The organism is Qipengyuania soli (assembly GCF_015529805.1).
Lineage (GTDB): Bacteria > Pseudomonadota > Alphaproteobacteria > Sphingomonadales > Sphingomonadaceae > Qipengyuania > Qipengyuania soli.
In genome coordinates this window covers 2883108-2910044 of record NZ_CP064654.1, presented here as the reverse complement: position 1 = coordinate 2910044, position 26937 = coordinate 2883108, and the positions used below count along the sequence as shown (strand labels likewise).

At 63.5% G+C, this 26937-nt stretch carries 25 protein-coding genes; 13 read left to right on the top strand and 12 right to left on the bottom strand.

The genetic code is table 11. From position 1 onward, the window contains the following. The 7 genes from IRL76_RS14495 to IRL76_RS14465 form a co-directional block, all read left to right on the top strand. Positions 1-1545 (top strand): hypothetical protein (locus IRL76_RS14495; protein ID WP_200982017.1); only part of this gene is annotated, 1545 nt, incomplete at its 5' end. Positions 1546-1618: 73 nt separating this feature from the next. Then, complete coding sequence (locus tag IRL76_RS14490) at positions 1619-3370, top strand: type I secretion system permease/ATPase (RefSeq protein WP_200982016.1); 1752 nt, start codon at positions 1619-1621, stop codon at positions 3368-3370. Then, positions 3354-4661, top strand: a complete 1308-nt coding sequence (locus tag IRL76_RS14485; RefSeq protein WP_200982015.1) for an HlyD family type I secretion periplasmic adaptor subunit — start codon at positions 3354-3356, stop codon at positions 4659-4661. The genes IRL76_RS14490 and IRL76_RS14485 overlap by 17 nt, the downstream gene beginning before the upstream one ends. 157 nt (positions 4662-4818) lie before the next feature. Next, the gene (ahpC, locus tag IRL76_RS14480) at positions 4819-5385 is read left to right on the top strand and encodes an alkyl hydroperoxide reductase subunit C (protein ID WP_200982014.1); all 567 of its coding nucleotides are present in this window, start codon (positions 4819-4821) and stop codon (positions 5383-5385) included. 169 nt (positions 5386-5554) lie between these two features. Continuing rightward, positions 5555-7144: an alkyl hydroperoxide reductase subunit F gene (ahpF, locus tag IRL76_RS14475; protein WP_200982013.1), complete on the top strand. Its 1590-nt coding sequence runs from the start codon at positions 5555-5557 to the stop codon at positions 7142-7144. Positions 7145-7340: 196 nt separating this feature from the next. Beyond that, entirely contained in the window at positions 7341-9536 is a 2196-nt protein-coding gene (gene katG, locus IRL76_RS14470) for a catalase/peroxidase HPI (protein ID WP_200982012.1), read from the top strand. A gap of 98 nt (positions 9537-9634) precedes the next feature. Next, on the top strand, positions 9635-10249 hold the full coding sequence (locus IRL76_RS14465; protein WP_200982011.1) for a Pr6Pr family membrane protein: 615 nt from the start codon (positions 9635-9637) through the stop codon (positions 10247-10249). On the opposite strand, the gene IRL76_RS14460 is transcribed toward IRL76_RS14465, so the two are convergent. Genes IRL76_RS14460 through IRL76_RS14450 form a run of 3 tightly spaced genes read right to left on the bottom strand, consistent with a single transcriptional unit; the run spans position 10233 to position 12721 of the window. Then, positions 10233-10817, bottom strand: a complete 585-nt coding sequence (locus IRL76_RS14460; protein WP_200982010.1) for a Smr/MutS family protein — start codon at positions 10815-10817, stop codon at positions 10233-10235. The two genes, IRL76_RS14465 and IRL76_RS14460, sit on opposite strands and share 17 nt — an antisense overlap. Beyond that, a complete protein-coding gene (gene mltA, locus IRL76_RS14455) occupies positions 10814-12034 on the bottom strand; it encodes a murein transglycosylase A (RefSeq protein ID WP_200982009.1) in 1221 nt (406 codons plus the stop codon). Before mltA ends, IRL76_RS14460 begins: the two co-directional genes overlap by 4 nt. A gap of 24 nt (positions 12035-12058) precedes the next feature. Then, complete coding sequence (locus tag IRL76_RS14450) at positions 12059-12721, bottom strand: Tim44/TimA family putative adaptor protein (protein WP_200982008.1); 663 nt, start codon at positions 12719-12721, stop codon at positions 12059-12061. 246 nt (positions 12722-12967) lie between these two features. Between IRL76_RS14450 and secB the strand changes: the two genes are divergently transcribed. From secB to IRL76_RS14430, 4 genes are all read left to right on the top strand, one after another. Further along, positions 12968-13498 carry a protein-export chaperone SecB gene (gene secB / locus IRL76_RS14445; protein WP_200982007.1) on the top strand — a complete coding sequence of 177 codons (531 nt, stop codon included), beginning with the start codon at positions 12968-12970 and terminating at the stop codon, positions 13496-13498. A 31-nt stretch (positions 13499-13529) separates the two neighbouring features. After that, positions 13530-15140, top strand: coding sequence for a murein biosynthesis integral membrane protein MurJ (gene murJ, locus IRL76_RS14440; protein ID WP_200982006.1), 1611 nt, complete (start codon positions 13530-13532; stop codon positions 15138-15140). An 18-nt stretch (positions 15141-15158) separates the two neighbouring features. Next, positions 15159-16175, top strand: coding sequence for a tryptophan--tRNA ligase (trpS, locus tag IRL76_RS14435; protein WP_200982005.1), 1017 nt, complete (start codon positions 15159-15161; stop codon positions 16173-16175). 167 nt (positions 16176-16342) lie between these two features. After that, positions 16343-17056 carry a DUF4136 domain-containing protein gene (locus tag IRL76_RS14430; RefSeq protein ID WP_246449854.1) on the top strand — a complete coding sequence of 238 codons (714 nt, stop codon included), beginning with the start codon at positions 16343-16345 and terminating at the stop codon, positions 17054-17056. A gap of 83 nt (positions 17057-17139) precedes the next feature. Here IRL76_RS14430 and dut read toward each other — a convergent pair whose 3' ends face one another. After that, positions 17140-17601: a dUTP diphosphatase gene (dut, locus tag IRL76_RS14425; protein WP_200982004.1), complete on the bottom strand. Its 462-nt coding sequence runs from the start codon at positions 17599-17601 to the stop codon at positions 17140-17142. Further along, on the bottom strand, positions 17594-19366 hold the full coding sequence (locus IRL76_RS14420) for a bifunctional phosphopantothenoylcysteine decarboxylase/phosphopantothenate synthase (protein WP_200982003.1): 1773 nt from the start codon (positions 19364-19366) through the stop codon (positions 17594-17596). The genes dut and IRL76_RS14420 overlap by 8 nt, the downstream gene beginning before the upstream one ends. A gap of 123 nt (positions 19367-19489) precedes the next feature. Between IRL76_RS14420 and IRL76_RS14415 the strand changes: the two genes are divergently transcribed. After that, complete coding sequence (locus IRL76_RS14415; RefSeq protein WP_200982002.1) at positions 19490-19879, top strand: hypothetical protein; 390 nt, start codon at positions 19490-19492, stop codon at positions 19877-19879. On the opposite strand, the gene IRL76_RS14410 is transcribed toward IRL76_RS14415, so the two are convergent. From IRL76_RS14410 to IRL76_RS14395, 4 genes are read right to left on the bottom strand one after another with little or no spacing between them, the layout of a single operon-like run. After that, positions 19842-20936, bottom strand: coding sequence for a hypothetical protein (locus IRL76_RS14410; protein ID WP_200982001.1), 1095 nt, complete (start codon positions 20934-20936; stop codon positions 19842-19844). The genes IRL76_RS14415 and IRL76_RS14410 overlap by 38 nt on opposite strands. Beyond that, a complete protein-coding gene (locus IRL76_RS14405; RefSeq protein ID WP_246449851.1) occupies positions 20933-22078 on the bottom strand; it encodes a hypothetical protein in 1146 nt (381 codons plus the stop codon). Before IRL76_RS14405 ends, IRL76_RS14410 begins: the two co-directional genes overlap by 4 nt. After that, complete coding sequence (ubiB, locus tag IRL76_RS14400; protein ID WP_200982000.1) at positions 22045-23607, bottom strand: 2-polyprenylphenol 6-hydroxylase; 1563 nt, start codon at positions 23605-23607, stop codon at positions 22045-22047. The genes IRL76_RS14405 and ubiB overlap by 34 nt, the downstream gene beginning before the upstream one ends. A 4-nt stretch (positions 23608-23611) precedes the next feature. After that, positions 23612-24343: a class I SAM-dependent methyltransferase gene (locus IRL76_RS14395; protein WP_200981999.1), complete on the bottom strand. Its 732-nt coding sequence runs from the start codon at positions 24341-24343 to the stop codon at positions 23612-23614. A gap of 58 nt (positions 24344-24401) precedes the next feature. Between IRL76_RS14395 and mutM the strand changes: the two genes are divergently transcribed. Further along, positions 24402-25217 (top strand): bifunctional DNA-formamidopyrimidine glycosylase/DNA-(apurinic or apyrimidinic site) lyase, encoded by an 816-nt coding sequence (gene mutM, locus IRL76_RS14390; protein WP_200981998.1) that lies wholly within the window; start codon positions 24402-24404, stop codon positions 25215-25217. On the opposite strand, the gene IRL76_RS14385 is transcribed toward mutM, so the two are convergent. The 3 genes from IRL76_RS14385 to IRL76_RS14375 all read right to left on the bottom strand — a co-directional run bounded on the left by IRL76_RS14385 (position 25218) and on the right by IRL76_RS14375 (position 26856). Further along, positions 25218-25889: a glutathione S-transferase family protein gene (locus IRL76_RS14385; protein WP_200981997.1), complete on the bottom strand. Its 672-nt coding sequence runs from the start codon at positions 25887-25889 to the stop codon at positions 25218-25220. A gap of 75 nt (positions 25890-25964) precedes the next feature. Beyond that, complete coding sequence (locus tag IRL76_RS14380) at positions 25965-26396, bottom strand: hypothetical protein (protein ID WP_200981996.1); 432 nt, start codon at positions 26394-26396, stop codon at positions 25965-25967. 73 nt (positions 26397-26469) lie between these two features. After that, entirely contained in the window at positions 26470-26856 is a 387-nt protein-coding gene (locus IRL76_RS14375; RefSeq protein ID WP_200981995.1) for a hypothetical protein, read from the bottom strand. Positions 26857-26937: the final 81 nt, after the last annotated feature.

Sequence of the window (26937 nt, the reverse complement as noted above, 5' to 3'; positions counted from 1 at the left end):
ACGCTCGGCCAGGCCGGCTATGTCATCACCGGCACCTCGGGCGCCGACCAGACCAACCTCGACTTCGCCAACTTCGAGCTGTTCGACATCTCCGGCACCAAGTACACCGACATCACCGGCGACGGCCTGTCGGAGGACGACACCGGCCTCGGCGGGGTCACCATCTTCATCGACGTCAACGGCGACGGCGAGGACAACGACGGCTATTCGACCACCACCGCCGCCGATGGCAGCTGGTCCTTCGCCAACCTCGACTGGACCGTCGCCGGCGCCACCGTCTACGAGATCACTCCCGCAGGCTACACCCAGACGCTCGGCCAGGCCGGCTATGTCATCACCGGCACCTCGGGCGCCGACCAGACCAACCTCGACTTCGCCAACTTCGAAGACTTCGATCTGTCCGGGTTCAAGTGGTCCGACGACAATGGCAACGGGGTATGGGACGAAGGTACCGGCGCCGTCCTCGAAGGATGGACGATCATCGTCGATACCGACCAAGATCCCACCAATGGATACCTGCTGGTCGACATCACCGATGCCAATGGCCAATACGAATTCACCGGCCTCAACCCCTTCACTTCGACCGAAGGCGGCACGGGGATCATCGGCGACGTTCTGGGCAACTACAGTGGCCAGACGCTGTACGTCTATGAAGTCCAGCAAGAGGGCTTCAACCAGACCTATGGCGGATATACATTCGTCATCGAAAGCGGAGCCGATGTGACCGGTAGCCTTGGGGTTGCCGAGGTTGGCAATTTCGGCAACGATCCCGACGATTGCAACGTCAACCGCACGCCGGGCTTCTGGCAGTCGCTGCTGGGCCGCTCGTTCTTCGACGGAATCCTCGACAACCAAGGCGACTCCAACGGACCCGACAAGGCAGGCGACGGAAGCAACAAGGACTTCGATGCCGAGGGCTGGTCGCACGAAGACCTGCTCGACCTCTACGGGGTCGACCTGCTGCCCAACGACTCCGATCCCAACACCAGTGACAACGACCACTTCGCCCTGTGGGATGCGAATGGAGACGGCATCGAACAGGCCGGCGACATCTTCCTCACGGTGTCGGAACTGGCAAGCTGGGTTTCGGGCGGTCCCAAGGGTGGCGGCAACGACTACCTCAGCATCCTGGAACGCGACGTCGCAGCTACGTTCCTCAACACGCTCAACCACAATGCGGTGTGCGACGACGGCGAAGGGGATCCGACGCTCGATCCGACGATCTCGGATGCCTACGAAGCGGCGATCCAGTTCATCCTGCAGTACGATCCGGATTTCAACGGCATCGCCAATGCGAGCAAGAACGGCCAGCGCGGCGACTGGTACGCCTTCGGTTCCGATGCGCACATCGCACTGGCTGCATTCAACGAAAGCGGCGAGACGACTGCATCCGAACCGCTTTCACCGCTGGTCGCCACTGCAAGCTCGTTGGCAAGCCAGCTCATGCACAACGATCCGACCGCCGCCGGGCACTATGCCGACGCATCGCACATGCTTCCGCCGGAAGACCTGTCGGTGCTGACGCAGACCATGCAGGTGGCCTGATGACCGTCAGGGCGAAGATTTCGAGGGGGAGGCGAAACGCTTGGAATTGAGACGGGGCAAGAGGGGGTAGAACTTGGCATTCGATTCCATCGAATTGCCTAAGGGCCGGTTTTCTGAATGGCTCGCAGCGCCGCTGCGGGCCAATCGGCCTATCTATGTAAAGGTTGCGCTGGCGGCGACGCTGATCAACCTGTTCGCCCTGATCACCGCGCTTTTCACGATGACGGTCTATGACCGCGTGGTCCCGAACAATGCGACCGATTCACTGATCGGCCTGACGATCGGCCTCGTCATCATCCTGGTGTTCGATTTCGTGCTCAAGATGCTGCGCGCCTACTTCGTCGATGTCGCGGGCGCGCGCATCGACCGGGACATCGGCAAGCAGATTTTCGACCAGATCCTCCACATGCGGATGGACACGCGCAAGCATTCGACGGGCGGCCTCGCCAGCCTGGTGCGCGAGATCGAGACGCTCCGTGACTTCTTCGCCTCGGCCACGATGACCTCGATCGTCGACCTGCCCTTTATCTTGATTACCCTCACGGTGATCGCCCTCATCGGGGGTTGGCTGGTCATGGTCCCGCTGGTCATGATCCCGCTGGTGGTGCTCAGCGCACTTGCCACCCAGCCCATGATGCGCCGGCTTTCGGCCGAGACGCTGGGCGAGGCCATGGGCAAGCAGTCCGTGCTGGTCGAGACGGTCGGCAGTCTCGAGACCGTGAAATCGGCCAACGCCGGCAATATCCTTTCGCGCCGGTGGGACGATGCCGTGGGCCGGCATTCGACCGTATCGCTGCGCCAGCGGGTCACCTCCACCATCTCAATTACCATCGCCGGAACCGCGCAGACCATGGCCTATACCGGGGTGGTCATTTTCGGCGTCTTCGCCATTGCCGACCAGAGCCTGACGGTGGGCGGGCTCATCGCCTGCTCGATCCTGTCGGGTCGCGTGGTGGCGCCGCTGGGCACGATCGCCCACCTCCTTACCCGCCTCAACGCGGCGCGCACGGCCTACCAGCAGATCGATTCCTTCATGAGCCAGCCGGTTGAGGGTCCGGAAGGCAAGGGACTGGGCGTCGCGCGCATTTCTGGCACGATCGAGTTCCGCAACGTCGACTTCCGCTATCCCGAAGCTCCCGAGCTGGCGCTGTCGAACGTGAATTTCCAGATTGCTTCGGGCGAGCATGTCGCGCTGATCGGCTCGATCGGGTCGGGCAAATCTACCGTCGCGCGCCTCATGCTGGGCCTCTATCCGCCTTCCAGCGGTCTCGTTCTGGTCGATGGCGTGGACATTCGCCAGCTTACCCCGGCCGCGGTCCGCTCGCGCGTGGGGGCGCTGTTCCAGGACAATGTGCTGCTCACCGGCACGCTGCGCGACAATATCCTTCTCGGCCGCGAGGACGTGGATGACGAAGAGATGATCCGCGCCGCCAAGATCAGCCGTGCACACGAGTTCATCAGCCGCATGCCACAGGGCTACGATCTAGAGCTTGCCGACCGCGGAGAAGGGCTCTCGGGTGGGCAGAAGCAGTCGATCGCACTGGCGCGAGCGCTGGTCGGCCGCCCGCCGATCATCATTCTCGACGAGCCGACATCCTCGGTCGATGCCGATACCGAACGCGGGATGATGGAAAACCTGCGCGAGGAATTCGCCGACCGGACGCTGATCATCATTACCCACCGCCCGTCGCTGCTGAACATGGTCGACAGGATCATCATGCTGGCCAATGGCAAGGTGGTGATGGACGGCACACCCAATGCCATCCGCAGCAGGGTGGCCGATATCCGCTCCGCAATGAAGACGAACGATGGCCGAGTTGCTTGACCTCATCAGCGGCGCGAACGCCGACGTCGACGAACAGGAAATCGTGGCGCGCAAGTCCGCGAATATCGTGCTCTGGACCGTGCTGGCGCTCGCGGTGGCGGCGATTGCCTGGGCAGCGCTCACCAAGATCGACCGCAGCGTGCGCGGCCTTGGCCAGGTGGTGCCGAGTTCGAAACTGCAGGTCGTCTCCAATCTCGAAGGCGGAGTGATCGAGGAGATACTCGTCAAGCCGGGACAGACGGTCCGCAAGGGCGACATCATCGTGCGGCTGTCCCCGACACAAACCGGCGCTGCCTTTGGCAGTTCGACGGCGGAGGTCAGCGCGCTCCAGGCGAAGATCGCCCGCCTCAATGCCGAAGTGCGCGGATCGAGTCCCGAATACGGCGCTGCACCCTCGGGACAGGTCGAGATCGAAAGCTCGCTCCACAGGGCCCGGATGGCCGAGCTGCAAAGCGCCATGTCGGCGGCCAGCGCCCGTGTCGCTCAGGCGCAGCGTATGGTCATCGAAGCGCAGTCTCTGCTTGAGGCGCGGCGGTCGACGCTCGACGCATCGACCAAGGAACTCGAAATGATCCGCCCGCTGGTGGCGACGCAGGTCATACCGCAAGTCGACCTGATCAAGGCGGAAAACCAGGCACTGGTAGCGCGCAAGGAAGTCGATTCGGCCGAAGCCGCACTTGCTCGTGCCCGATCCGGCGTCGCGGAGGCGCAGGCGCAGGTCGCCCAGACGCGCAGCGACTGGCTCAGCCGTACCGCAGGCGAGTTGTCGATGGCGCAGGCGGAACTGAGTTCGAAGCAGATGCAGTTGCCCGCCCTGTCGGACCGCGTCGATCGAACGGTCATCCGCTCGCCCGTGGCCGGCAAGATCAACCGCGTCCTCGTCACGACCATTGGAGGGACAGTCACTGCCGGGTCACCGGTTGCCGAGATCGTCCCTTCGAACGACGTCCTCTATATAGAGGCACGCATCAAACCGCAGGACATCGCCAACGTCCGCCTCAATCAGGATGCGAAGATCGAGATCACTGCCTACAACCGCGCCATCTACGGGACGCTCGACGGACTGGTCACCTCGATCTCTCCCGATGCGGTGATGGACGAGATGTTAGGCGAATCCTTCTACACGGTCGAAATCCAGACCGAGGATCGCCTGGTCGACAATTCCGGCAAGCCTCTCAGCATCGGGCCGGGCATGGTCGCCAATGTCAATTTGCTGGGCGAAAAGAGGTCGGTCCTCTCCTATCTGTTCACGCCGATAACGCGCCTCAGCGAAACGGCGTTCAGAGATTGATCGCGAATACAGGAAGCCGATTTCCAGCTTTCCGAAAGTTCCAAGCGACTGATTGAAAATTCCGATGTTCGCAATCGCACAAAATAGCTTTTGTGCGCCGCAACACACCCTATCTGGGCTCCGACAGTTTCACCCGAACTCACGGAGAATCAAAGCAATGGGTATCATCGGATCGCAGATCAAACCGTTCAGCGCCACCGCCTTCCAGGCCGGCAAGGACTTCTTCCAGGTCACCGACGAGGACGTGCGCGGCAAGTGGGCCGTGTTCTTCTTCTACCCGGCCGACTTCACCTTCGTCTGCCCGACCGAGCTTGAAAACCTCGGCGAGCAGTATGCCATGCTTCAGAAGATGGACGTCGAGGTCTATGCTGTGTCGACCGACACGCACTTCAGCCACAAGGCCTGGCACGACACGTCGGACAAGATCGGCAAGCTGCAGTTTCCCTTCCTCGGCGACCAGAACCACGTCCTTGCGACGAACTTCGACGTCCTGCGTGAAGGTGTCGGCCTGGCCGACCGCGCAACCTTCGTCGTCGACCCTGACGGTGTGATCCAGATCATGGAGCAGACCTGCGAAGGCGTCGGCCGCAATGCCAACGAACTGGCCCGCAAAATCAAGGCTGCGCAGTACGTGCGCGCCAACCCCGGCCAGGTTTGCCCGGCCGCATGGGAAGAAGGCGAAGAGACCCTTGCCCCATCGCTCGACCTGGTTGGCAAGATCTGAGCCTGACAGGCTGAGTTCACCTTCGGCGATCTAGAATCGCCGGACAAGAGCCCGAGATAACAGTCTCGGGTCGCTGGAAGGCCCGGGGCCGTACCTCCCCCCCTCGCCCCGGGCCTTTTCCCTTCCCCGCATCGTCATCCGCAATCCGCCACACACCCGGAGTCCGTCCATGCTCGACGCCACCATGACCCAGCAGCTCAAGACCTATCTTGCGAACCTGCGCGAGCCGGTCGAACTCGTCGCCTCGCTGGGCGACGATGCCAAGAGCGCGCAAACGCGCGAACTGCTCGAAGAGATCGCCGCGCTGCACGATTTCGTCAGTGCCAGCTTCGACGGCACCGATGCCCGCAAGCCCAGCTTCGTGATCCGCCGCGCGAGCGATGCGGAAAAGTGGGTGCGCTTTGCCGGTCTGCCGATGGGCCATGAGTTCACCTCGCTGGTGCTCGCCCTGCTTTGGGCAGGCGGGCATCCGCCCAAGGTCGACGCCGACCTAATCGAACAGGTCCGCGGGCTTGAAGGCGACTTCAATTTCGAGATGTATTTCTCGCTCTCGTGTCACAACTGCCCCGACGTGGTGCAGGCGTTGACCCTGATGGCGCTGGAAAACCCGCGCATCACCGCGACCCTGATCGAAGGCGGCACCTACAAGGACGAGGTCGACGCGCGCGACATCATGGCCGTGCCCGCGACCTTCCTCAACGGCGAGCCGTTCTGGAACGGCAAGATGGAGCTCGCCGAAATACTCAGCCGTCTCGATACTGGCGCGGAAGCGCGCGCGGCAGCGAAGCTGGCCGACAAGGATCCGTTCGAAGTCCTCGTGGTCGGTGGCGGGCCCGCGGGCGCTGCGACCGCCATCTATACCGCGCGCAAGGGTTTCAGGACCGGAATCGCGGCCGAACGCTTCGGAGGCCAGCTGCACGACACACTGGGCATCGAGAACCTGCCGGGCACGCCCTACACCGAAGGCCCCAAGCTGGCGGGTGAAATCAAGCGGCATGTTAGCGATTACGACATCGACCTGATGGACCTTGCTAAGGCGGTAAAGCTCGTCCCAGCCACGGAAAAGGGCGGTCTCCACACGGTAGAACTTGGCAATGGTGCGAGCCTCCAGGCACGCAGCCTGATCCTCGCCACCGGCGCGCGGTGGCGCAACCTCGGCGTGCCGGGCGAAGCCGAGTATCGCAACAAGGGCGTCGCCTATTGCCCGCACTGCGACGGACCGCTGTTCAAGGGCAAGCGTATCGCGGTGATCGGTGGCGGCAATTCGGGTGTCGAGGCGGCGATCGACCTTGCCAAGATCGTCGGTCACGTCACGCTGATCGAATACGACGTGAAGCTGCGCGCCGATGAGGTGCTGCAAGCGAAGCTGCGCAGCCTGCCCAATGTCGAGATCGTCACCAGTGGCCAGACCACCGAAATCACCGGCAAGGACGGCAAGGTCGACGGTCTCGTGGTCAAGGACCGCCAGTCCGGAACCGAACGCCGCATCGCGCTCGAAGGCGTGTTCGTGCAGATCGGCCTCGTCCCCAACACGGAGTGGCTGCAGGGCAGTGGGCTTGAGCTGTCGCCGCATGGAGAGATCGTCACCGACGAGGAAGGCCGCACCAATCTGGCGGGTATCTTCGGCGCGGGCGATGTCACCGATGTGCCCTACAAGCAGATCGTCGTCGCCATGGGCGAAGGCTCAAAGGCGGGACTTTCCGCCTTCGATTATCTCATCCGCACCGAACCGGCAGCGGACATCGCGCAAGCCGCCTGAAATTGATCCAGATCAGTCACGAAAGCGTCGTCATTCCAAATGGATGGCGGCGCTTTTCGCATCTGGGCCACGCGTCGCCGCATCATCGCTCAATCCAATCAATCAAAACCGATTAATCGATTGGACGCATCAAAGCCAAAAGCGCATCACCCTCTCCTGAACCCTTTTTCGAGTCTTAAAGAGTGGAGAGACAACGATGGACGCCAAGACCGGTGAAATGAGCGGCTGCCCCATGCATGGTGAGGGCGGACTTCGCGCCCTCCTCGGCCGCACCAACAAGGATTGGTGGCCCGACATGCTGGCGATCGACATCCTGACCCCCAATGGCGCGAGCAATCCGCTGGGCGAGGATTTCGACTACGCCGAGGCGTTCAATGCGCTCGACTACAATGCACTGAAGGCGGACCTCACCGCGCTGATGACCGACAGCCAGCCGTGGTGGCCGGCCGACTACGGCCACTATGGCCCATTCTTCATCCGCATGGCCTGGCACGCAGCAGGGACCTATCGCACCGCCGACGGCCGCGGCGGCGCCAACAGCGGGCAGCAGCGCTTCGCCCCGCTCGACAGCTGGCCGGATAACGGCAACCTCGACAAGGCCCGCCGTCTGCTGTGGCCGATCAAGGCGAAATACGGCAACAACATCAGCTGGGCCGATCTCTTCATCCTCGCCGGCAATGTCGCCATCGAGAGCATGGGCGGCCCGAGCTTCGGTTTCGGCGGCGGCCGCGCCGACGTGTTCGAGCCCGAGCGCGACATCTACTGGGGCTCTGAAGACAAGTGGGTCAACCAGGGCGTCCAGACGCGTATCGATCCGACCAAGGAAATGAATGACATCGAAGGGCCGCTGGCTGCGATCCAGATGGGCCTCATCTACGTCAACCCGGAAGGTCCGCAGGGCAATCCGCATGACGATGCCGGCATGGCCCGTGACATGCGCGAAACCTTCCGCCGCATGGCCATGAACGACGAAGAAGTGGTTGCCCTTACTGCGGGCGGCCACACCTTCGGCAAGGCCCACGGCAATGGCGATGCCTCGCTGCTCGGTGCTGCTCCTGCGGGCGGCGATCTTGCAGCCCAGGGCTTCGGGTGGGTGTCGACCCACGAGAGCGGCGGGATCGGCGAACACACCGTTACGAGTGGTATCGAAGGTGCCTGGACGAACACACCCGACAAGTGGAGCGAGAACTACTTCCGACTGCTGCTCGACTACGACTACGAGCTCGTCCAGTCGCCCGCGGGCGCAAACCAGTGGCAGCCGATCAACCAGAAGGAAGAGGACATGGCCCCGGCGGCCTGGGACCCCAGCATCAAGGTCCCGACCATGATGACCACCGCCGACATGCAGCTGAAGCGCGACCCCGAGTACCGCAAGATCTCGGAGCGCTTCCGCCATGATCATGAGGCCTTCAAGGATGCCTTCGCGCGCGCTTGGTTCAAGCTGACCCACCGCGACATGGGCCCCAAGGCCCGTTACCTCGGGCCCGAAGTCCCCGCAGAGGACCTGATCTGGCAGGATCCGGTTCCCGCCGGGACCAAGCCTTCGGATGCTGACGTTGCCGCAGTGAAGCAGAAGATCGCCGACAGCGGCCTCACTGTCAGCCAGCTGGTCAAGACCGCCTGGGCATCGGCCTCGACCTATCGCAAGTCCGACCATCGCGGCGGCGCGAACGGTGCCCGCGTGGCCCTAGCCCCGCAGAAGGACTGGGACGTCAACGAGCCGGCCATGCTCGCCAAGGTGATCGACACCTTGAACGGCCTGCGCGGTTCGATGAGCCTCGCCGATGCCATCGTCCTTGGCGGGGTCGTGGCGCTGGAGAAGGCTGGCGCGGGCAATGTGCCCTTCACCGGCGGTCGCGGTGACGCCACGCAGGACCAGACCGATGTCGAGAGCTTCGACTGGCTGGAACCGGAAGCCGACGCCTTCCGCAACTACGTCGGCAAGAAGAAGCTCGCCGTGAAGACCGAGGAAATGATGCTCGATCGCGCATCGCTGCTTGGCCTGTCGGTGCCCGAAATGACGGTGCTGATCGGCGGCCTGCGCGTCCTTGGTGCAAACCATGGTGACCGTGGTCACGGCCATTTCACCAAGCGTTCGGGCCAACTGACGAACGACTTCTTCGTCAACCTGCTTGGCATGACCAATGTGTGGAAGGCTACCGACGATACCGAAGAGGAATACGTCGCAACCGACCGCAAGAGCGGTGGCGAGACCTGGCGGGCAACCCGCGCGGACCTTGTCTTCGGATCGAATTCGGAACTGCGTGCCGTGGCCGAAATCTACGCGCAGAAGGATGGCGAAGAGAAGTTCAAGCGGGACTTCGTCAAGGCCTGGAACAAGGTCATGAACGCGGACCGTTTCGATCTGAGCTACGCGAAATACCACCGATAAGGCGACAAGCCCCCGGGTCGTGGATGGAGGCCCCCGGTAGTCTTGCCGGGGGCCTTTTTCGTGCTGGACTGGAGGCGCGCGGGCGCTAGGGGGCGACGATGATCATCGACATTTCCCGATCTGGCCGCGTTGTCGCAGGAGCTATCTCGCTGGCCGCACTCGCCGCCATCGTGGTACAGTGCAATCTAAACCTTGAACGCGACGGAAGTCCCCTGGTCGCCTTCGCGCTGTTGTTGAGGTTTTTTACCTTGTGGGCGAACCTTGCGGCTGGCGTCCTGCTCGGATGGGTCGCGGCACGGGGCCGTATCCATGCCGGCATTCCATTCGCCTTGGCGACCGCGCTGGCCATCGTCGCCGTCGTCTACTGGACGCTCTTGGCCGCGGATCACCACCCGATAGGTTGGGATCGCTACACCAACCAGGTGCACCACACGATAGTGCCTCTGGCCACGATCATCTGGTGGGCGGAATTCACGAGACCGGTTGATGCCGGTTGGCGTTCCATACCAATCGTGACCATCGCCCCGCTCGTCTACACGGGTTTCGCCCTCACCTATGGCGCGATCTCGGGCTTCTATCCGTATTTCTTCCTCGACGTGCCGAAGTTCGGCATGGCGCAAGTGCTGGTCAACCTGATTGGTCTCGCTGCTGCCTTCATGCTCTTCGGTGCCCTGCTGCTAGCGCTGCGGCGCCTGGTCAGCCCTCGCGCCTGAGCACGATGTAGATTGCGCCTTCGCCGCCATGGCGCTGGTGCGCCCGGCGGACAGCGGCGATGGCCGAGTGGTGGCCTGATGCAGCAAGCCAGTCGAGCACCTTGGCACGGATTGCGCCGCGCTGGTCCGCACGGTCGGCTGCCGCAACCGGACGCGACTTGCCCGTGACCAGCAGGATCGTCCGCGCACCCATGGCCCGCGCCTGGGCAATACCGCTCATCAGGCGGTCATAGGCGCGGTCGAGATTATGACCGTGTAGGTCGAGGGTGAAGTCGGGCTGGATGGACCCTGCCTTGAGCTTGCGATCCCAGTGCGAGTCCAGGCCGGGGTCCGGCAGCCTGCGCGCCACCCTGCTCGTGTCGGCGGGCACCGGTACACGCGGCTTGGTTTTCAGGACGGGTGTAACCCGATGCATGGCCTTGTCCATGGTTTCGGGTTCGGCACCGCCTTTCGTCTTGATCGGCTGGGCCAGCTTGCGGACCGGGCGGGGATGCAGGGGCGTGACGGTCGCCGCCAGTCGGTCCCATGCCGCCACTTCCTCGGCACTGAGGCCGCGAGGGGCGGTCATCGCTGCTGCAGGCGCGCTGCCGTACCCTTGGGAACGAGGATCAGTGCCTCGCCCCGGCCGCTCATACCGCCCGCAGTCTGCCGGGCATCTGGCCCGTTGCCCCAGAATGTGTCGAAGCGGTTTGCACCCTTGATTGCGCCGCCAGTGTCCTGCGCCACCCACAGCCCGTCCGCTTCGTTGCGGTCGAGGTCGAGGAATACCGGCGCGCCGAGCGGCACGAAGTTCGGGTCTACCGCCACCGACGATGACCCGCGCACGGGCACTTCCAGTGCGCCAAGGGGGCCGTCTGTTGTCAGTTCGCGGAAGAAAACCCAGCTCTTGTTGAGCCGCATCAGTTCGCGGCCTTCCTCGGGGTTATCGTGAATGTACTGTATGATGCCCTGCATCGAACCCGGGTATTTGCCCGGACCTTCGCCGAGCAGGCCCCGCTCGCGCATGACCGATCCGATGCCCACATACTCCCGCCCGTTCTGCCCCGCATAGCCGATACGCATCAGCGTATCGTCTGGCAGGCGAAGCAGGCCCGATCCCTGGATCTGGAGGAAGAAGAACTCGACCGCGTCGGCAGCCCAAGCGATCTCCAGCCCGCGATTGGCGAGCGCGCCGTCCTCGATCTCCGCCCGTTCATAGTAGGGCACGAACTTCCCGCTGGCATCCACGCGACCGAGCGGTGGTCGGCCGGTACGCTCGCTTTCGGGAATATCGTCGGGCCAGCCGCGAACGAGTTCTGGCGGCATCTTGTAGACCGGTACGTCGTAACCCGGCGCCGGTACCCGGCTGCCGCGAATCTCGGGTTCGAAATAGCCGGTGGCGAAGGCCTTGCCATCTCCGACTATGACGCTTTCGAAATAGCTGGAGAAGAAGCGCCGCGCATCACCCGTCGGCCAGTTGGTCGCTGCCTCGCAGGCAGGTCGCCAATCCTCCCGCTGGGTAAGCCCGCTGGCGTCGGTCCTCGCAAGCAGCTTCGGGCAAGACTCGCGGAACGACCGCAGGGCGCCCGCTGCATCGTCGGTTGCGAAGCCAAGACCGCCGATGTCGGGACCGCGGGCAATTCCGGCCAGTGCCGCACTGGTTACTGCAGGTGTTGGCGCAAGAATTACGGGTCCGGGCGTTTGGGCGGGCGCCGGCATTCCTGCCTGAGGAGGCTTGGCTTCGGGTACGACACGCACGCATCCGGCCAGAGCGACAAGCGCTGCCAAGGCGACCCAGCTACGCATGCGTCCTCCCGCCGGCCGAGCCGGTCAGCCTTCGTCGGTTTCGTCGAGCACCCAGTCGGGCGAAGCCGCGCCGGTATTGCGCGAGAAGGTCCAGACATCGCGGCTGACAATCGCATCGTCGAGAGAGCCAGCGATGACATTACCGTCTTTGTCGCGGGTCACGGCAGCGATATCAGCCACGAACAACACCGCGATGCGGGCAATTCGTCCGTCGAGTTCGGCGCTGCGGATCGTCGCATCCTCGATGCGGATCAGGCGGTTGTCTAGCGTTTCGCCCGCGGCCGCGCGCGCATCGATGGCCGCAGCGAAGCTGGCATAAACGTCGTCATCGGTCAGTTCGCGTAGCGTTTCCTTGTCGCCGCGCCAGAACGCCTCGAGGATCATGCCGTAAGCGCCGCGTGCACCTTCGATGAAGGCGAGGAGGTCGAAACGGTTGTCGGCGGCCGCGATGGCTCGAATGCCAGCCTCGTTTGCGGGGGCGCGGTCATCGCCCGCACGCAGGGTGACCGGCTGGCGCACCGGGCGTGGGGCTTCCACCTCGTTGGTCACGGAAGGCGGGGCTTCGCCGCGTTCGAAGCGGTGCGGGATCACTTCTTCCTCATGCTCCGAACGGCGACCAAGCACCGAATAGAGCCGCAGCCCAAGGAAGGCGGCGATCATGGCAAGGATGACGATCTCGGTAATCACGGTGACTGCTTTCTCCGACGCGCGAACCGCAGGCGGACGCGCTTTGTCCTGTGTGCCTCAGATAGGTAAGAATTTCAAACCGGCAATGTTCCTGAGATGAACGAAAGGCTGGCTGCGGCGGTTGCCATCCCTCTCTCGTGGTGCATTGCGGGGGCGCGCGGCAGATGCTAGGCGCGCCCTGCATTGGCTCCATGGCGTGCAAAACGTGCGCCGGGCCTCCCGGAAACCGATCGAAAGACTGACATCATGGCCGACGAAGGCGACGTTCTCACCGACCTCAATATGGATCCTGCCGCCGGCGCAAACGGCGCCGACAACCTGCCTTCGGTCGGCATCATCACGCAGTATGTGAAGGACATGTCGGTCGAAGTTCCCAACGCTCCGGCGTGCTTCCAGTGGAACGAGCAGCCGCAGCTTGACGTACAGTTCAACATCGGTGCCGATACGGCCGGTGAAGGAATGCACGAAGTCACGCTCAAGGTCACTGCCAGCGCTACCTGCGCGAAGGGCCAGCTTTACCTCGTCGACCTCTCCTATTGCGGCCTCATCGGCATCCGCAACCTGCCCGACGAGCATGCCCACGCCTTCCTGTTTGCCGAAGCGCCGCGCATGCTCTTCCCCTTCGCTCGCCGCGTAATCGCCGATTCGACCCGCGACGCCGGCTTTGCACCGCTGGTCCTCGACCCGATCGACTTCGGCACACTCTACCAGCAGCAGCTGGCAGCCCGTGCCCAGGAGCAGGGCGCAGGCATGGCCTCGCCTGCCGGCGAGGCCTGAGCCTGACCAAGTTGCCGGGCGGAGGCCGCAAATGAGCCTCGTCAAGAATGTCGGAACCATCGGCGGACTGACCCTGGTCAGCCGCATCTTCGGCTTCGTGCGCGACATGCTGCTCGCCCGTGTGCTTGGCGCCGGGCTGGCAGCGGATGCCTGGCAGCTGGCTTTCACGCTGCCCAACACATTTCGGCGCCTGTTCGCCGAGGGCGCATTCAGCGTCGCCTTCGTGCCGATGTATACCCGCCGCCTCCACGCCGAAGAGGGTGGCGGCGAGGAAGCGGCCGATGCATTTGCCGGTGACGTGCTGTCGGTTTTCGTCTGGGTCCTGCTCGGGTTTTCGGCGCTGTGCATGATCGCGATGCCGGGCATCGTCTGGCTGCTGGCGCGCGAGTACCAGAGCGTGCCGGGCAAGTTCGAACTGTCCGTCATGCTAAGCCGGGTAACCTTCCCTTACCTCGCACTTGTCAGCCTCGTTGCGATGCTCTCGGGCGTGCTCAACTCGCGCTCGCGTTTCGCACCAGGTGCGATCGTGCCGGTGTTGCTGAACATTGTCATGATCGGCGGCATCATCACGGGATGGAAGCTGAGGGGTGACAGTGAAAGTGACCTCGTCGTCGCATGGGCGCTGGCTATATCGCTCACGCTCGCTGGCGTGGCGCAACTGACGTACATGTGGTGGGCGACGCGCCGCGCGGGCGTGCATCTCAAGGTCAAGACGCCGAAGTTCACGCCCGAAGTGAAGCGGTTGATGATGCTGATGCTACCCGCGACATTCGGGGCGGGCATCTACCAGATCAGCCAGCTGGTCGACACCTTCTTCGCGACCTCGCTGCCCCAGGGCTCGCTGACGCTGCTCAAGCTCGCCGATCGTCTCAACCAGATGCCCTTGGGTGTCTTCGGCATCGCGCTGGGCACAGCCATCCTGCCCATGCTGGCCCGCCATATCCAGTCGGGCGACAAGGGCGAGGCGCAGCGGCTCCAGTCGAATGCCGTCGAGATTGCAATGCTGTTGTGCCTACCCTGCGCAGTGGCCCTGTCGATCTGTGCCGAGGCTTTCACCGCCGGCATATTCCAGGGCGGCAAGATGACACCAGCTGACACGGCCATCATGGGCAATATCGTGATCGCGCTCGTCTGCGGCTTGCCCGCCTATGTGCTCATCAAGGTGTTCCAACCCGCCTTTTTCAGCCGCGAAGACACGCGCACTCCGGTGTTTGTTGCCGCGTTCGCTCTCGCAGTGAACATCGCGCTGAATTTCTACGTCGTCCCGCGTTACGGCATCGTCGGACTTGCTGCAGCGACGGCGATCACAGCAACGCTCAACGTGCTGACGCTCTACACCATCCTGCAGATCCGCGGCTGGTTCCACTTTTCGGGCAGGCTCGCAGGCAAGATTGCGCGCCAGATTCTTGCGACCGCCGCAATGGGTGCTGCGCTGTTGTGGCTGACCCCCGCGCTCGAACCTTACTGGCGTGGCGAGGCATTCTCGCGCATCTGGTCGCTATCCGCCTTGGTCATCGCGGGGGCCATGGTCTTCTTCGGCATGGCATTCGCCATCGGCGCACTCGACAAGGACCTCCTTGGCCAGCTACGGCGCAAGCGCCCGATCTCGACCGAGAGCGGTCCGCCCAACCTATCCGAATAAGCGAGTAGTCCTTTCGTCATGCGCGTCGTTTCCGGCATCCAGCCCACCGGCAATCTCCACCTCGGCAATTACCTGGGTGCGATCCGTAACTGGGTGCGCATGCAGGATGCGATGGAAAAAGGCAGCCAGTGCCTGTTCTTCCTCGCCGATCTCCATGCCATTTCCATGCCGCACGATCCGGCGGAACTGAAGAAGGGCACGCTCGAAATGGCTGCGGCGCTGGTCGCCTGCGGCATCGACCCCCAGCGTTCGGTCCTGTTCAACCAGGCACAGGTCCCCGCCCATGCCGAACTGCAATGGCTGCTTGGCGGCACTGCCCGCATGGGCTGGCTCAATCGCATGACGCAGTGGAAGGACAAGGCCGGCAAGAACCGCGAAGGGCAGTCGGTCGCGCTGTTCACCTACCCCGTCCTGCAGGCTGCGGACGTCCTCCTCTATCAGGCAACCCACGTACCGGTTGGCGAGGACCAGAAGCAGCACCTCGAACTGGCGCGCGACATCGCGCAAAAGTTCAACAACGACTTCGCTTCTGAAGACGCGCCGGTCTTCACCCTGCCCGAACCGATCGTTCCGCCGCAGGCCGCGCGCATCATGAGCCTGCGCGATGGCAGCGCCAAGATGAGCAAGTCCGATCCTTCGGACATGAGCCGCATCAACCTGGTCGACGATGCCGACGAGGTGATGAAAAAGGTCAAGAAGGCCAAGACCGACCCCGAACCGCTGCCGAGCGAGGAAGCGGGTCTGGAAGGCCGGCCCGAGGCGCTCAATCTCGTCACGATCTACGCAGCCCTCACCGATGGCAGCGTCGAAGGCGTGCTGCGCGACTTTGGCGGAGAGGGCTTCGGCAAGTTCAAGCCGGCGCTGGGCGAGCTACTGGTGGAAACGCTGCGTCCGATCTCGACGCGATTCAACGAATTGCTTGGCGATCGCGAGGCTCTCGATGCCATTCTCGCGAGGGGCGCCAGCCGTGCGCGCGAAATCGGCACGCCGACCCTCGATGCAACTTATGGCGCGCTTGGTCTCGTAAGGGGCTGAAACCCGGTTGGAAAACAGGTCAAATGTGAATCCGGACATTCAATCCGGGTTCATCACGGCTCGTCTACATCAATGCACGTTCGCTGACAGTTTGCCTTGGGGAAGCGGCAGGCTGCGCTTATCTGCGTAACCGTGATATGGTGCGCACCCGTTGAAAGGGACTGAGTATGACTGACCTTACCAAGGGTTGGGGGCGCAGGCTCAAGCTCGCCTCCGTACCGATGATCCTGGCCGGCCTTGCCGCTTGCGCAACGCCGTTCAATGCAGATGTCTCGCGTTTCCAGACACAGCTCCCCGCTCCGGCAGGCGAAAGCTTCTTTGTCGTCGCAGACGATCCGGCCCTGGCCGGCGGCCTCGAATTCTCGCAGTATGCCGACCTCGTCGAAGCGCAGATGTCGCGCCTTGGATACGTCCAGGCTGCATCTGCGGAGGATGCCTCGCTCCTCGTTCGTTTCGACTATGGTGTCGACAAGGGACGTGAGCGCATCCGCAGCACCGGCTTCTCTGATCCGTTCTACGATCCATGGTACGGTTATGGCCGCCTTGGCTACTCGCGCTATCCGTTCGGCCGCTCGGGCTTTTATCGTTCGCGCTTCTACGGCTCGCGCTGGGGCTTCGGCTTCTATGATCCGTGGTTCGGTGGCCCGGAAGTGACCAGCTATACTGTATTCACCAGCGGCATCGACATGAAGATCGACCGCGCGGCCAGCGGCGAACGGCTGTTCGAGGGCAAGGCGCAGGCCATTTCGACCTCGAACCGCCTGCAGTACCTCGTCCCCAACCTGGTCGAGGCGATGTTCACCGACTTCCCGGGCAATTCCGGGGAAACGGTTCGCATCTCGATCGCGCCGGAAAAGAAGACCGTTCGCAAGGTCGACTGATCCGTCCGACAAGACGGGAAAACGAAAGGGCGGTCCTTCGTGGGGCCGCCCTTTCTGTTTGGCGATGCGATAGCTGGCAGAAATTACGCGAGCTTGGCGTGTCCGCCTGTCGATCCGAAGCCGCCTGCACCGCGACCGGTCTCATCGAGTTCCTCGACCTCCGACCACTTCGCCTGCGTAACCGGCGCCAATACCAGCTGGGCCACACGGTCCCCGCGGGCGATGGCGAAGGCCTCCTCGCCGTGGTTGATCATGATGACCTTGAGCTCGCCGCGATAGTCGCTGTCGATCGTCCCCGGCGTGTTGGGCACGGTAATGCCGTGCTTGAGCGCGAGGCCCGAGCGTGGGCGCACCTGGATCTCATAGCCATCGGGTATGGCCACCGCGAAACCTGTCGCCACAGCATGGCGCTGGCCGGGCTTAATCGTGACGTTTTCTGCCGCGAGCACATCCATTCCTGCCGCGCCGCTGGTGGCGTAGGCGGGGAGGTCGAGACCGTGGCCGTGCGGAAGCCGCTTGATCCGCACCCCAACCGGCTCAGTCATCGTGATCGGCCTCCGGTGCGGCAAGCGCTTCGGCTGCCATCTTCACGAGTTCGCGCGCGACATCTTCCTTGGGCATTTCGGGCAGGCTCTGGACGCCTGCCGAGGTGACCACATGGACCTGGTTGAGGTCGCCGCCCATCACGCTCTCGCCCTCGGAGAAGGCGACGTTGTTGGCGATGATCCAGTCGGCACCCTTGCGCTTGCGCTTCGACTTGGCGTTTTCGACCACGTTTTCGGTCTCTGCCGCAAAGCCGATCAGCAGTTGGGGGCGCTTCTTGCCAGCGGCGATGCTGGCGAGGATGTCGGGGTTCTCGGCGAGGATCAGTGCGGGCGGAGCGCTGCCGCGCTTCTTCATCTTCTCGCTCGAGACGTGCTTACTCTTCCAGTCGGCGACCGCGGCAACCATGAAGGCGACGTCGGCGGGGAGAGCGTTTTTCACTTCGGCTGCCATGTCGTCGGCAGTCTCCACATCCACGCGGTCGACGCCCGGAGGTGTCGGAAGGTGGACCGGGCCGGTCACCAAGGTGACGCGCGCGCCTGCAGCCGCTGCCATAGCCGCGATGGCGAAGCCCTGCTTGCCGCTCGAACGGTTGGCGATGTAGCGCACCGGATCGATCGGTTCGCGGGTCGGACCTGCAGTCACAAGTACATGTTTGCCGAAGAGCGGGCGGTGCTCCGGATCGGGATCGAACTCTGCCTGTCCGGCAAGCGGGGAATCGTCGAACGACACCGAAATCTTGTGCACGTCGCCTTCCATCGGCTGGGGGCGCGAGCGCGTGTCGAGCTTGGCGACTTCGTGGTTGATCGCCTCGGGATCGGTCGGCGGTGCGGAGGCTGCCTTGCCTTTCTTGGCAAGGATGGGTCCGGCATCGACCGGATCGACTTCGATCTGTTCCTCGATCTCCTCGGCCGCTTCGGTATCGACTTCCTGGAACTCTTCGAGTTCGGCTTCGATCTCGGTGTGGCTGCGCCGATGGGTGCTGCGCGGGATGATCGCGGAGAGCAGCCCGCCGAGGCCAAGCCCCGACTTGGTTTCGTGCTCAACGACTTCTTCTTCGGTCTCAGGCTCGAGCGCTTCCGCGGCGAGATCTTCGATAGTGTCAGCCGGAGCTGGTGCGGCCAGCTGCGCCTGGGTGGGCGCGGCGATCTCGGGGATTTCGATATCGAGGCTCAGTTCCTCGGCAATCTTGGCGAGGATCGCGGCAGGTTCGGGCAATCGTCCCGGGCCAAATTCGCCACACGCCATCGGTCCTTCGTCCGGGTCCATGACCTTGACGCCGGCCTGGCGGAGCCAATCGGCATTGCGCTGCGTCGCCGAATGCTCCCACATCTTCACGTTCATTGCCGGAACCGTCAGAACCGGCTTGTCCGTCGCGAGGATAAGAGTGGTGGCGAGGTCGTCGGCGATCCCGGCGGCCATCTTGGCCAGCAGATCGGCCGTAGCCGGGCAGACGACCACGAGGTCGGCCTCGCGGCTCAGCTGGATATGGCCCATTTCGACCTCGTCCTTGAGGTCGAAAAGCGAGGTATAGACCTTGTTTTCGGACAATGCGGCAAGTGCCATCGGGGTAACGAACTGCTGTCCACCTTCGGTCAGGACACAGGTCACCGAACCACCGGCCTTGCGGATCATGCGCACGAGTTCGCACGACTTGTAGGCGGCAATACCCCCGCCGATGACGAGCAGGATCTTCGGCCCGGTCACGCCGGCATCCCTGTTTTCATCATCACGCGTGCCGGTTTCGACACGGATCGGCGAATGCATTCCCATCGTCTCATCAAGCGCTTGCTAGCGCCCCCTTTTCATCATTGCCAGCGCGTTGCGCAGGCGGATTGCCCGGGAAGCCGTAGCGCCCTATGGTTGAAAAAGGGGTAACGGGAGGGACAGATGCACGTAATTCTTAGCGCAATCATCCTTTTGCTGGCGATACTGGACCTGGTTATCGGGACGGGCTTCCTCGTTAACCCTGCCAGTGCGGGCAGCGATTTCGGTCTTTCGATCCTGACCACCCACGGCAGTTCGACACTTCGAGGGGATATGACCGCGTTCTTCTTTGTCGCTGCGATGTCGATGGGCTGGGGCGCATGGCGCAGGCGCGGCGACGTGCTTCTGCCGGCGCTGGGTTTGTTCACCATCGCCATAACGGGTCGTCTGATCAACCTCGTGCTCGAGGGTACCTACGAGGGCTGGATTGTGCCCATGTTCGTAGAGGGCACGCACATCGTGGTGCTGCTTCTGGCTATGCGGGCGTGGGGTTGGTCGCCGCGGCAGGCCTGATCGCGCGCCAAAGGTCGGCCAGCGCACGCGGCACGAAGGCGAGACCGACCCCGTAGGCGGGCACGAACAGGCCCATCCAGTAAAAGTTTTCCTGCCGCGCGAAGATCGCGGTCGCGGCGATGAAGCCTGCAAACCACAGCGCCGCGAGCGCGCCGCTGCGCCCACCCAGCGCAATCCAGCCGAGCAAAGGCAGGACGCCTAGCGGTCCGGCCAGCCAGTTGGGCAGGACTTGCAGCAGCGTTGTGACGTGAATGCCGTAGAGGGGCAAAGAAGGCCCGAACATGCCGAGCCAGCCGGGAGACGTCTCGTCACCTGGCAGTCTCGCGCCCGCGACACCCTGGGCATGGAGCCATAGTCCGATCGCCACCAACAGTCCGGCGATCAGCACGCCTGCCAATTCCCGGCGGCGTCCGGTCACGAGCGCTAACGCCGCCCAGGCCAGCAGGAACGGTGCTGCGAGTTCCCGCACCGCGATCCCGAGCACCGCGGCAACCAGCGCTCCGATCCAACAACGCGTGGAAGAAAGGGCAAGTGCCAGCGAGATGAGCAGTCCACCCACCAATTCGTGCGAGAAGGCGACCTCGGGAATGAATGCCGCCGCCCCGAACAGGAGGGACAAAATACCTGCTGCATCGCGCTCCCGGCGTGAAGCCTGACCATTAAGCGCCACGAACCATGCCGCCGCGTTGGCCATCCACAACAGGACGGCGATCACGCGCCAGCCGAAATCGCCCCAAAGGGCCGCGCCCCATGCGAGGATCGGCGTGCGAACGGTAACGAAAGGCTTGGTCGGAAAGGTAAAGTCGCGATTTCCCTGGAGGGCGACCTGGTAATAGTCCTCTCCCCGCGCGACGGCGGCATGGACCTGGCGATAGAGGTCCATGTCAACCTTCTCACCCTTGTCCAGGCGCTGCTCGATATCAGCAACATGGGCGGTGTCACGCACCCCCAGTGAAACAGCGTTCCACACCCCCGCGAGCAGGAAAAATCCCAGCACGAGGATGGCAACCCAGCGAGGCGCCTTGCCAAGCGGACGTTGGGGAATGTCGAAGCTCATCGTCTCCCTCTCGCGGCGATCAGGAGCGAGCGAAGCGCCATCGGCAGGAAGGCCAGCCCGATGAACATCGCCGGCGCGACGATCGCACCCCAGTAAAAATTGTTCGCCCGCCCGGCGAGCATGAAGGCAAGGCCATAGCCGAGATAGAGGAAGGTCCCCGTCGTACCCGCAGGGGTCTTCCACCCCGCCCATCCCAGCGCCATCAGCAGGACCAGGGGCCCTGCAATTTCATGCGGGAGAAAGCGGAGGTTTGACGACAGCACAACGTTGCCGAGCCACCCGGACAGGCCTCGCAACACGAGCCAAGGCGGACTTTCGGGATCGCTTTGCAGGACCTGCGGGCTGACCAGCGAAAGATGCCACATCATTGCCATGACGAAGGCGAAGGTCAGTGCAGCCCATGCCGCGGTTTCCTTCCAGTCGCGCCGCCACGCCGCCATCGCGCCCATCAGCAGCACGAAGGGCAAGACCTGTTCGCGGATCGCAAGTGCCAGTGTTGCCACTGCCAGCGACCAACCCCAACGACCCGGCCTGTGGAGGCCAAAGGCGAGAGCCATCAGCATCCCCGCCCACAACTCGTGGAGCACGAAATACATCCGGTTGAGCCCGAGAGATCCTCCGACGAACATGAGCGCAGCACCGAACCGGCGCACGCTCTCGTCATGGGCCTCTTCGCCGAGCCGTTTCCACCAGGCCCAAATGGTCGCACCCATCAGCAGGACAGCGAGGAACAGCATCCCAGGCTCGCCCAGCCAGGCATGGATGTAGGCAAGCGTCGGGAGACGCACCGCGACGCCGGGACGTACCGGATAGTTTCGCTCGCGCTGCTCTTTGACGATGAAGTCGTAGTAGTTCTCGCCCGCCGCAATCCGCTCGATCACGCGGTCATAGAAGGCGAGGTCCTCGTCACGCTCGGGCTGTGCCGGGGTTTCGGCAGGCGCGGTCACGGCGAAGGTCGCGACTTCGGATGGAGTCCCGTCCATGCTTGCGGTGAGCGGAGTGAAGGCTGCAAGGACCAGCAACACCGCTATGACGGCCAGCAAGACCCGTGCAGGCCATTTCTGCCAATGCGCAAAGCGGTCCCACGACGGGGCCGTTTCGCCTACCGTCAGCCGATCCAGCCCTGCGTTATCGCCGCCCATGCCGCGAGACCTCCGCTCAATGCAGCGACGGCATAGCCTAGCCACCCGCGCGAACGCCCCTGTCGCTCACGCTTTTCCCACATCAATTCGATGTCGGGCAGCGGCGGCGGTTCGGGCGCTCCGCCCTTGCGCGGGTAGCGCTCCTCGATCCGGCGGATAAGGTCGGGAAGGCGCAGGAGCGTCTGGGTGTCTTCGCGGATCTTGTCGGCTATTGCGGCCTCGGGCCCAAGCTCGTCGCGGATCCAGTCGCGCACGAAGGGCGCGCTGACATCCCACATGTTGATCCTGGGATTGAGCTGGGTGGCAATACCCTCGACCATCACCATGGTCTTTTGCAACAGCAGCAGGTGCGGCTGCGTCTGCATGTCGAAATCGCGGGTGATGGCGAAGAGCCCGTCGAGCATCTGGCCGACCGAAAGTTCGCTCACCGGCTTGCCGCGCATCGGCTCGCCCACGGCGCGCAGCGCGGTCGCGAACTCGTCGACGTTGTGATAGCTCGGCACGTAGCGCGCCTCGAAATGGATTTCGGCGACACGGCGATAATTGCCCGTGGTCAGGCCGTAGAGGATTTCCGCCAGCCACATCCGCGCGCGCCGGTCGATCCGGCCCATGATCCCGAAGTCGATCGCGGCGATGGTCCCGTCCGGCTTCACGAACAGGTTCCCCTGGTGCATGTCGGCGTGGAAGAAGCCCGCCGAGATCGCCTGCTTGAGAAAGGCGAGAACAAGGCGGGTGGCAATCTCGTCGGTATCGTGACCCGCGGCCTTTAGTTCCTCGACCTTGCTGATCTTGATTCCGTCGACCCAGTCGACCGTCATCACCCGGCCGTTGGTTCGATCCCAGTCGATGCCCGGTATCTCGTAGCCGGGCGTGCCGACCATATGTTCAGCGAGTTCTGACGCCGAGGCGGCTTCACGCCGCAGGTCGAGTTCGCGCAGGGTCCAGCGCTTGAAATTGGCGATGGTCAGGCGCGGACGCAGGCGTTCGGCCTCGCCGCCCATGGCCTCGACATGCGCGGCGGCCCATTCGTAGGTTTCGATGTCGCGGGCGAATTTCTCGCGGATGCCGGGCCGAAGAACCTTCACCGCTACCGGCCTGCCCTCGGTCGTGACCGCGCGGTGGACCTGCGCGATTGAGGCGGCACCGACCGGCACCGGATCGAATTCGGAATAGAGCGCTTCGAGCGGCTGCTCGAAACTCGCCTCGATCACTTCGCGGATCTTCTCGAAGCCGACGGGCGGGAGATCGTCCTGCAGCGTTAGCAGGTTGCGTGCTGCGTCCTCGCCGACGAGATCGGGGCGGGTGGCGAGAGTCTGGCCGAGCTTGATCGCCGCCGGTCCGATATCGCGGAAGGCTCCCGCATAGTCGGGGTCGCGCGATTTGATTGTGCCAATACTGAACAGGCCGATCAGACGTTTGACGGGAACAGGCGCGTTCGGATCGTTCTGGATGCCCCGTAGTGCTCCATGCCGCGCCAGCACCCGGGCCCAGCGGCCCAGCCGCAGGATATGCGTGAGCGGTCGGGTCATCCCCTCAGACCTTCCACCCCGAATGGATCGCGACGAGGCCGCCCATGATCGGCTCGACCCGCGTGTTCTCGAAACCGGCTTCGCGGATCATGCGCTCGAAGCTGGGCATGTCGGGGAATCGACGGATCGATTCGATGAGGTAGCGATAGCTGTCCTCGTCATTGGCGATGGCCTTGCCGATCTGCGGCACGAGCTTGTGCGAATAGAGGTCGTAGGCTTCCTTGAAGCCGGGCCATTCGACGGTCGAGAATTCGAGGCAGTAGAAGCGCCCGCCGTATTTCAGCACGCGGTGCGCTTCCTTCAGTGCCTTGTCGATGTGGGTGACGTTCCTGATGCCGAAAGCGATGGTGTAGGCATCGAAGATACGGCTCGAGAAGGTCAGTTCCTCGGCGTTCTGGCGGCTCCACACGAGACCATCGATCCCGCGGTCCATCGCCCTTTCGATACCGACGTCGAGCATGTCCTGGTTGATGTCGGACACGGTGACGCTGGCTCCCTTGGCAGCCATGCGAAAGGCGATGTCGCCTGTGCCGCCCGCCATGTCGAGGATGTTCTCGTCCGGCTGCGGCTTGACGCGCGACACGAAGCGGTTCTTCCACAGCCGATGCATCCCGCCCGACATCGCATCGTTCATGATGTCGTATTTCGCCGCGACATTGGAAAAGACCTCGCCCACGCGGCCGGTCTTTTCGTTCGCATCGATATCTTCGTAGCCGAAGGAAACTGTGTCGGTCATGGGGCGGTGCCTTAGGGGGAATTGTCAGCGGGGCAAAGGGTGTTAGAGCGCTTGCGTCATGCCCGAACTCCCAGAAGTCGAAACAACGGTGCGCGGGCTCGCCCGGTTCCTCCAGGGCGAGCGGATCGTCAGCGTGCGGGTAAACCGGCCCAACATGCGTCGCCCCTTCCCGGCCGATCTCGTCCAGGCCCTGACCGGAGCGATCATTTCGAACCTGTCGCGCCGCGCGAAATACGGCATTCTCCACACCGACCGCGACCACGCGATGGTCTTCCATCTCGGCATGAGCGGGCGCTGGCGGATCGATCCCGAGAGCGAGGACAAGCACGACCATCTGGTCCTGGCGACTGCCGATCACGTGTTCGCGCTCAACGACCCGCGGCGCTTCGGATCGGTCGACCTGTTGCTGGCACCCGAACTCGAAATGTGGGCACCCTTCGCCGCACTGGGTCCCGAGCCACTTGGCGATGCGCTGACGGCGGAGCATTTGCGCGAGGCGACACGCGGACGGAAACAGGCGATTAAGCTGCTGCTGCTCGACCAACGTATCGTCGCCGGCCTCGGCAATATCTACGTTTGCGAGGCGCTCTGGCGCAGCGGCATTTCGCCGCGGAAACCGGGCGGCAAGGTGACCATGCCGCAGCTGCGCCGCCTCGTTCCGTTGATCCGCGAGGTGCTGGAGGAATCGATTGTCGCGGGCGGCTCGACCTTGCGCGACTTCGCCGCTCCCGACGGCGAACTGGGCTATTTCGCCAAGGTATTCGACGTCTACGGCCGCGAGGGCCAGTCTTGCAATCGCGCGGACGGAGGCGTGATTCAGCGGATCGTGCAGGGCGGACGGAGCACGTGGTACTGCCCCGTGTGCCAGCGCTAGCTACAGATCCAGCGCCGCATATTCGCGCGGCGGGGGCAGGCCTTCCATCTTTTCGCTGAGCAGCGGGCGAAAGCTTGGGCGGCTCTTGATGACCATGTACCAGCCCTGCGCCTGTTCGTGGCCCTTCCAGTCGAGTGCACCGAGATATTCCACGACCGAAAGCTGCGCCGCGCAGGCGAGGTCGGCCAGGCTCAGCGTCGAGCCTGCCAGCCATTGGCGCGTGTCGACCAGCCAGTCGATGTAATCGAGGTGACCGTGAAGCATCCGGCCCATCTGGCGCAGCACCTGCGCGTCGGGTGATTGCCGCAGGACGAGGCGCTTCTTCATCTTCTCGTGCAGCGCAGGACCGGTCACATCGTTGTAGAAATTCTCGTCGAAGAGCGCGACCAGTCGGCGGATCTCGGCCCGCTGCACGGCATTCCCGTTGATCAGCGGATTGCGGTCGACCGTTTCCTCAAGGTACTCGCAGATCGCCTGGCTGTCGGCGAGCGTCACGCGACGCTGCGGGTCGTGCAGGACCGGCGTGCGTCCGGCAGGGTTCAGCGACCAGAATTCGTCGCGCGCTTCCCACGGATTTTCGCGCACGAGTTCATAAGCGACATTCTTTTCGCCCATCAGCAGGCGCAGCTTGCGGCTGAACGGGCAAAGGGGGAACGTGTAGAGTTGCCACATGGAGCATCGTCCATGCACGAGGCGCACACCCGCGTCCACCGCAAGGCAGCGCACTCACTCGAAATTTCCGGTGGATCAGTGCCGCTCGGGCAGCGCGTCCTTCATCCGCTCGGCCATTTCCCGCAATGCAGGGGCCATGGCGGCGAAACCTTCGGCCATCGAACCCATGGCTTCCATCGCCCGCGGCAGGTTCTTGCCGACCTGCTTGCTGACCTCACCAGCATCGGGTGCCATCTTGCGCAGGGTCATGTTGGGATCGATTTCTTCAGCCTGTTCGCCCGCCATGTCGGCGGCAGCCTTGGCCAGTGGGGCAATCGGCATGTCGAGCAGGACTTCGGTCATGGTCTGGACCATCATCGCCATTTCGCGCTGCCGTTCAGGATCACGCATCTGCTCGGCCATTCCGGCGAGCGGTGCCGTTTCGGAAGACGTCACTGCGTCGTCCTGCGCAGCGGCAGGGGTTGCGAAGGCCGCCAGTGCGGCGGCGGGGAGAATCAGTCTGCGCATGGGATCGACCCCGAAAATTTCTGCGAATGGGCCAAACAGTAGGTTGGCTACGCTTGCACGGTGCTGAACGTGTTCAAAGACCAGAGGCATCGAGCAAGGCTATGCAGCCGGGCAGGATGGCATCGAGCCGGCCTTCATCGGCAACAAGCTCCGCGATCTGCGCATTGACCAGATCGCCCACTGCAGCCCGGTCGGCACCGGTGTCCTCCATCAGCTTGGCCGTCGAGCGGACGAAGAACTCGCGGCCGCGCTCGCCGAGCGGCGGGTACTTGGTCCCCTCCGGACTACCGTCACCCTGCAGGCGGTTGACGATGGCGAAGCCGACCGAACAGCGCAGCGAGGTGCGTTGCTCGAGCGAAAGGCTTTCCAGCGTCGGCGCGGGTGCAGCCGGGGCAGGTGAATCCTGTGCGATACCGGGTGTGGCAAGGACAAGGGCTATGGGGGCAATCAGAAATCGCATGGCACCGAACCTAGGCTGCGCATCATGAACAGCAAGCAACTTCGCTTGCGGGTCGCGCGCCGCGAGCCTAACCCGTCGGGC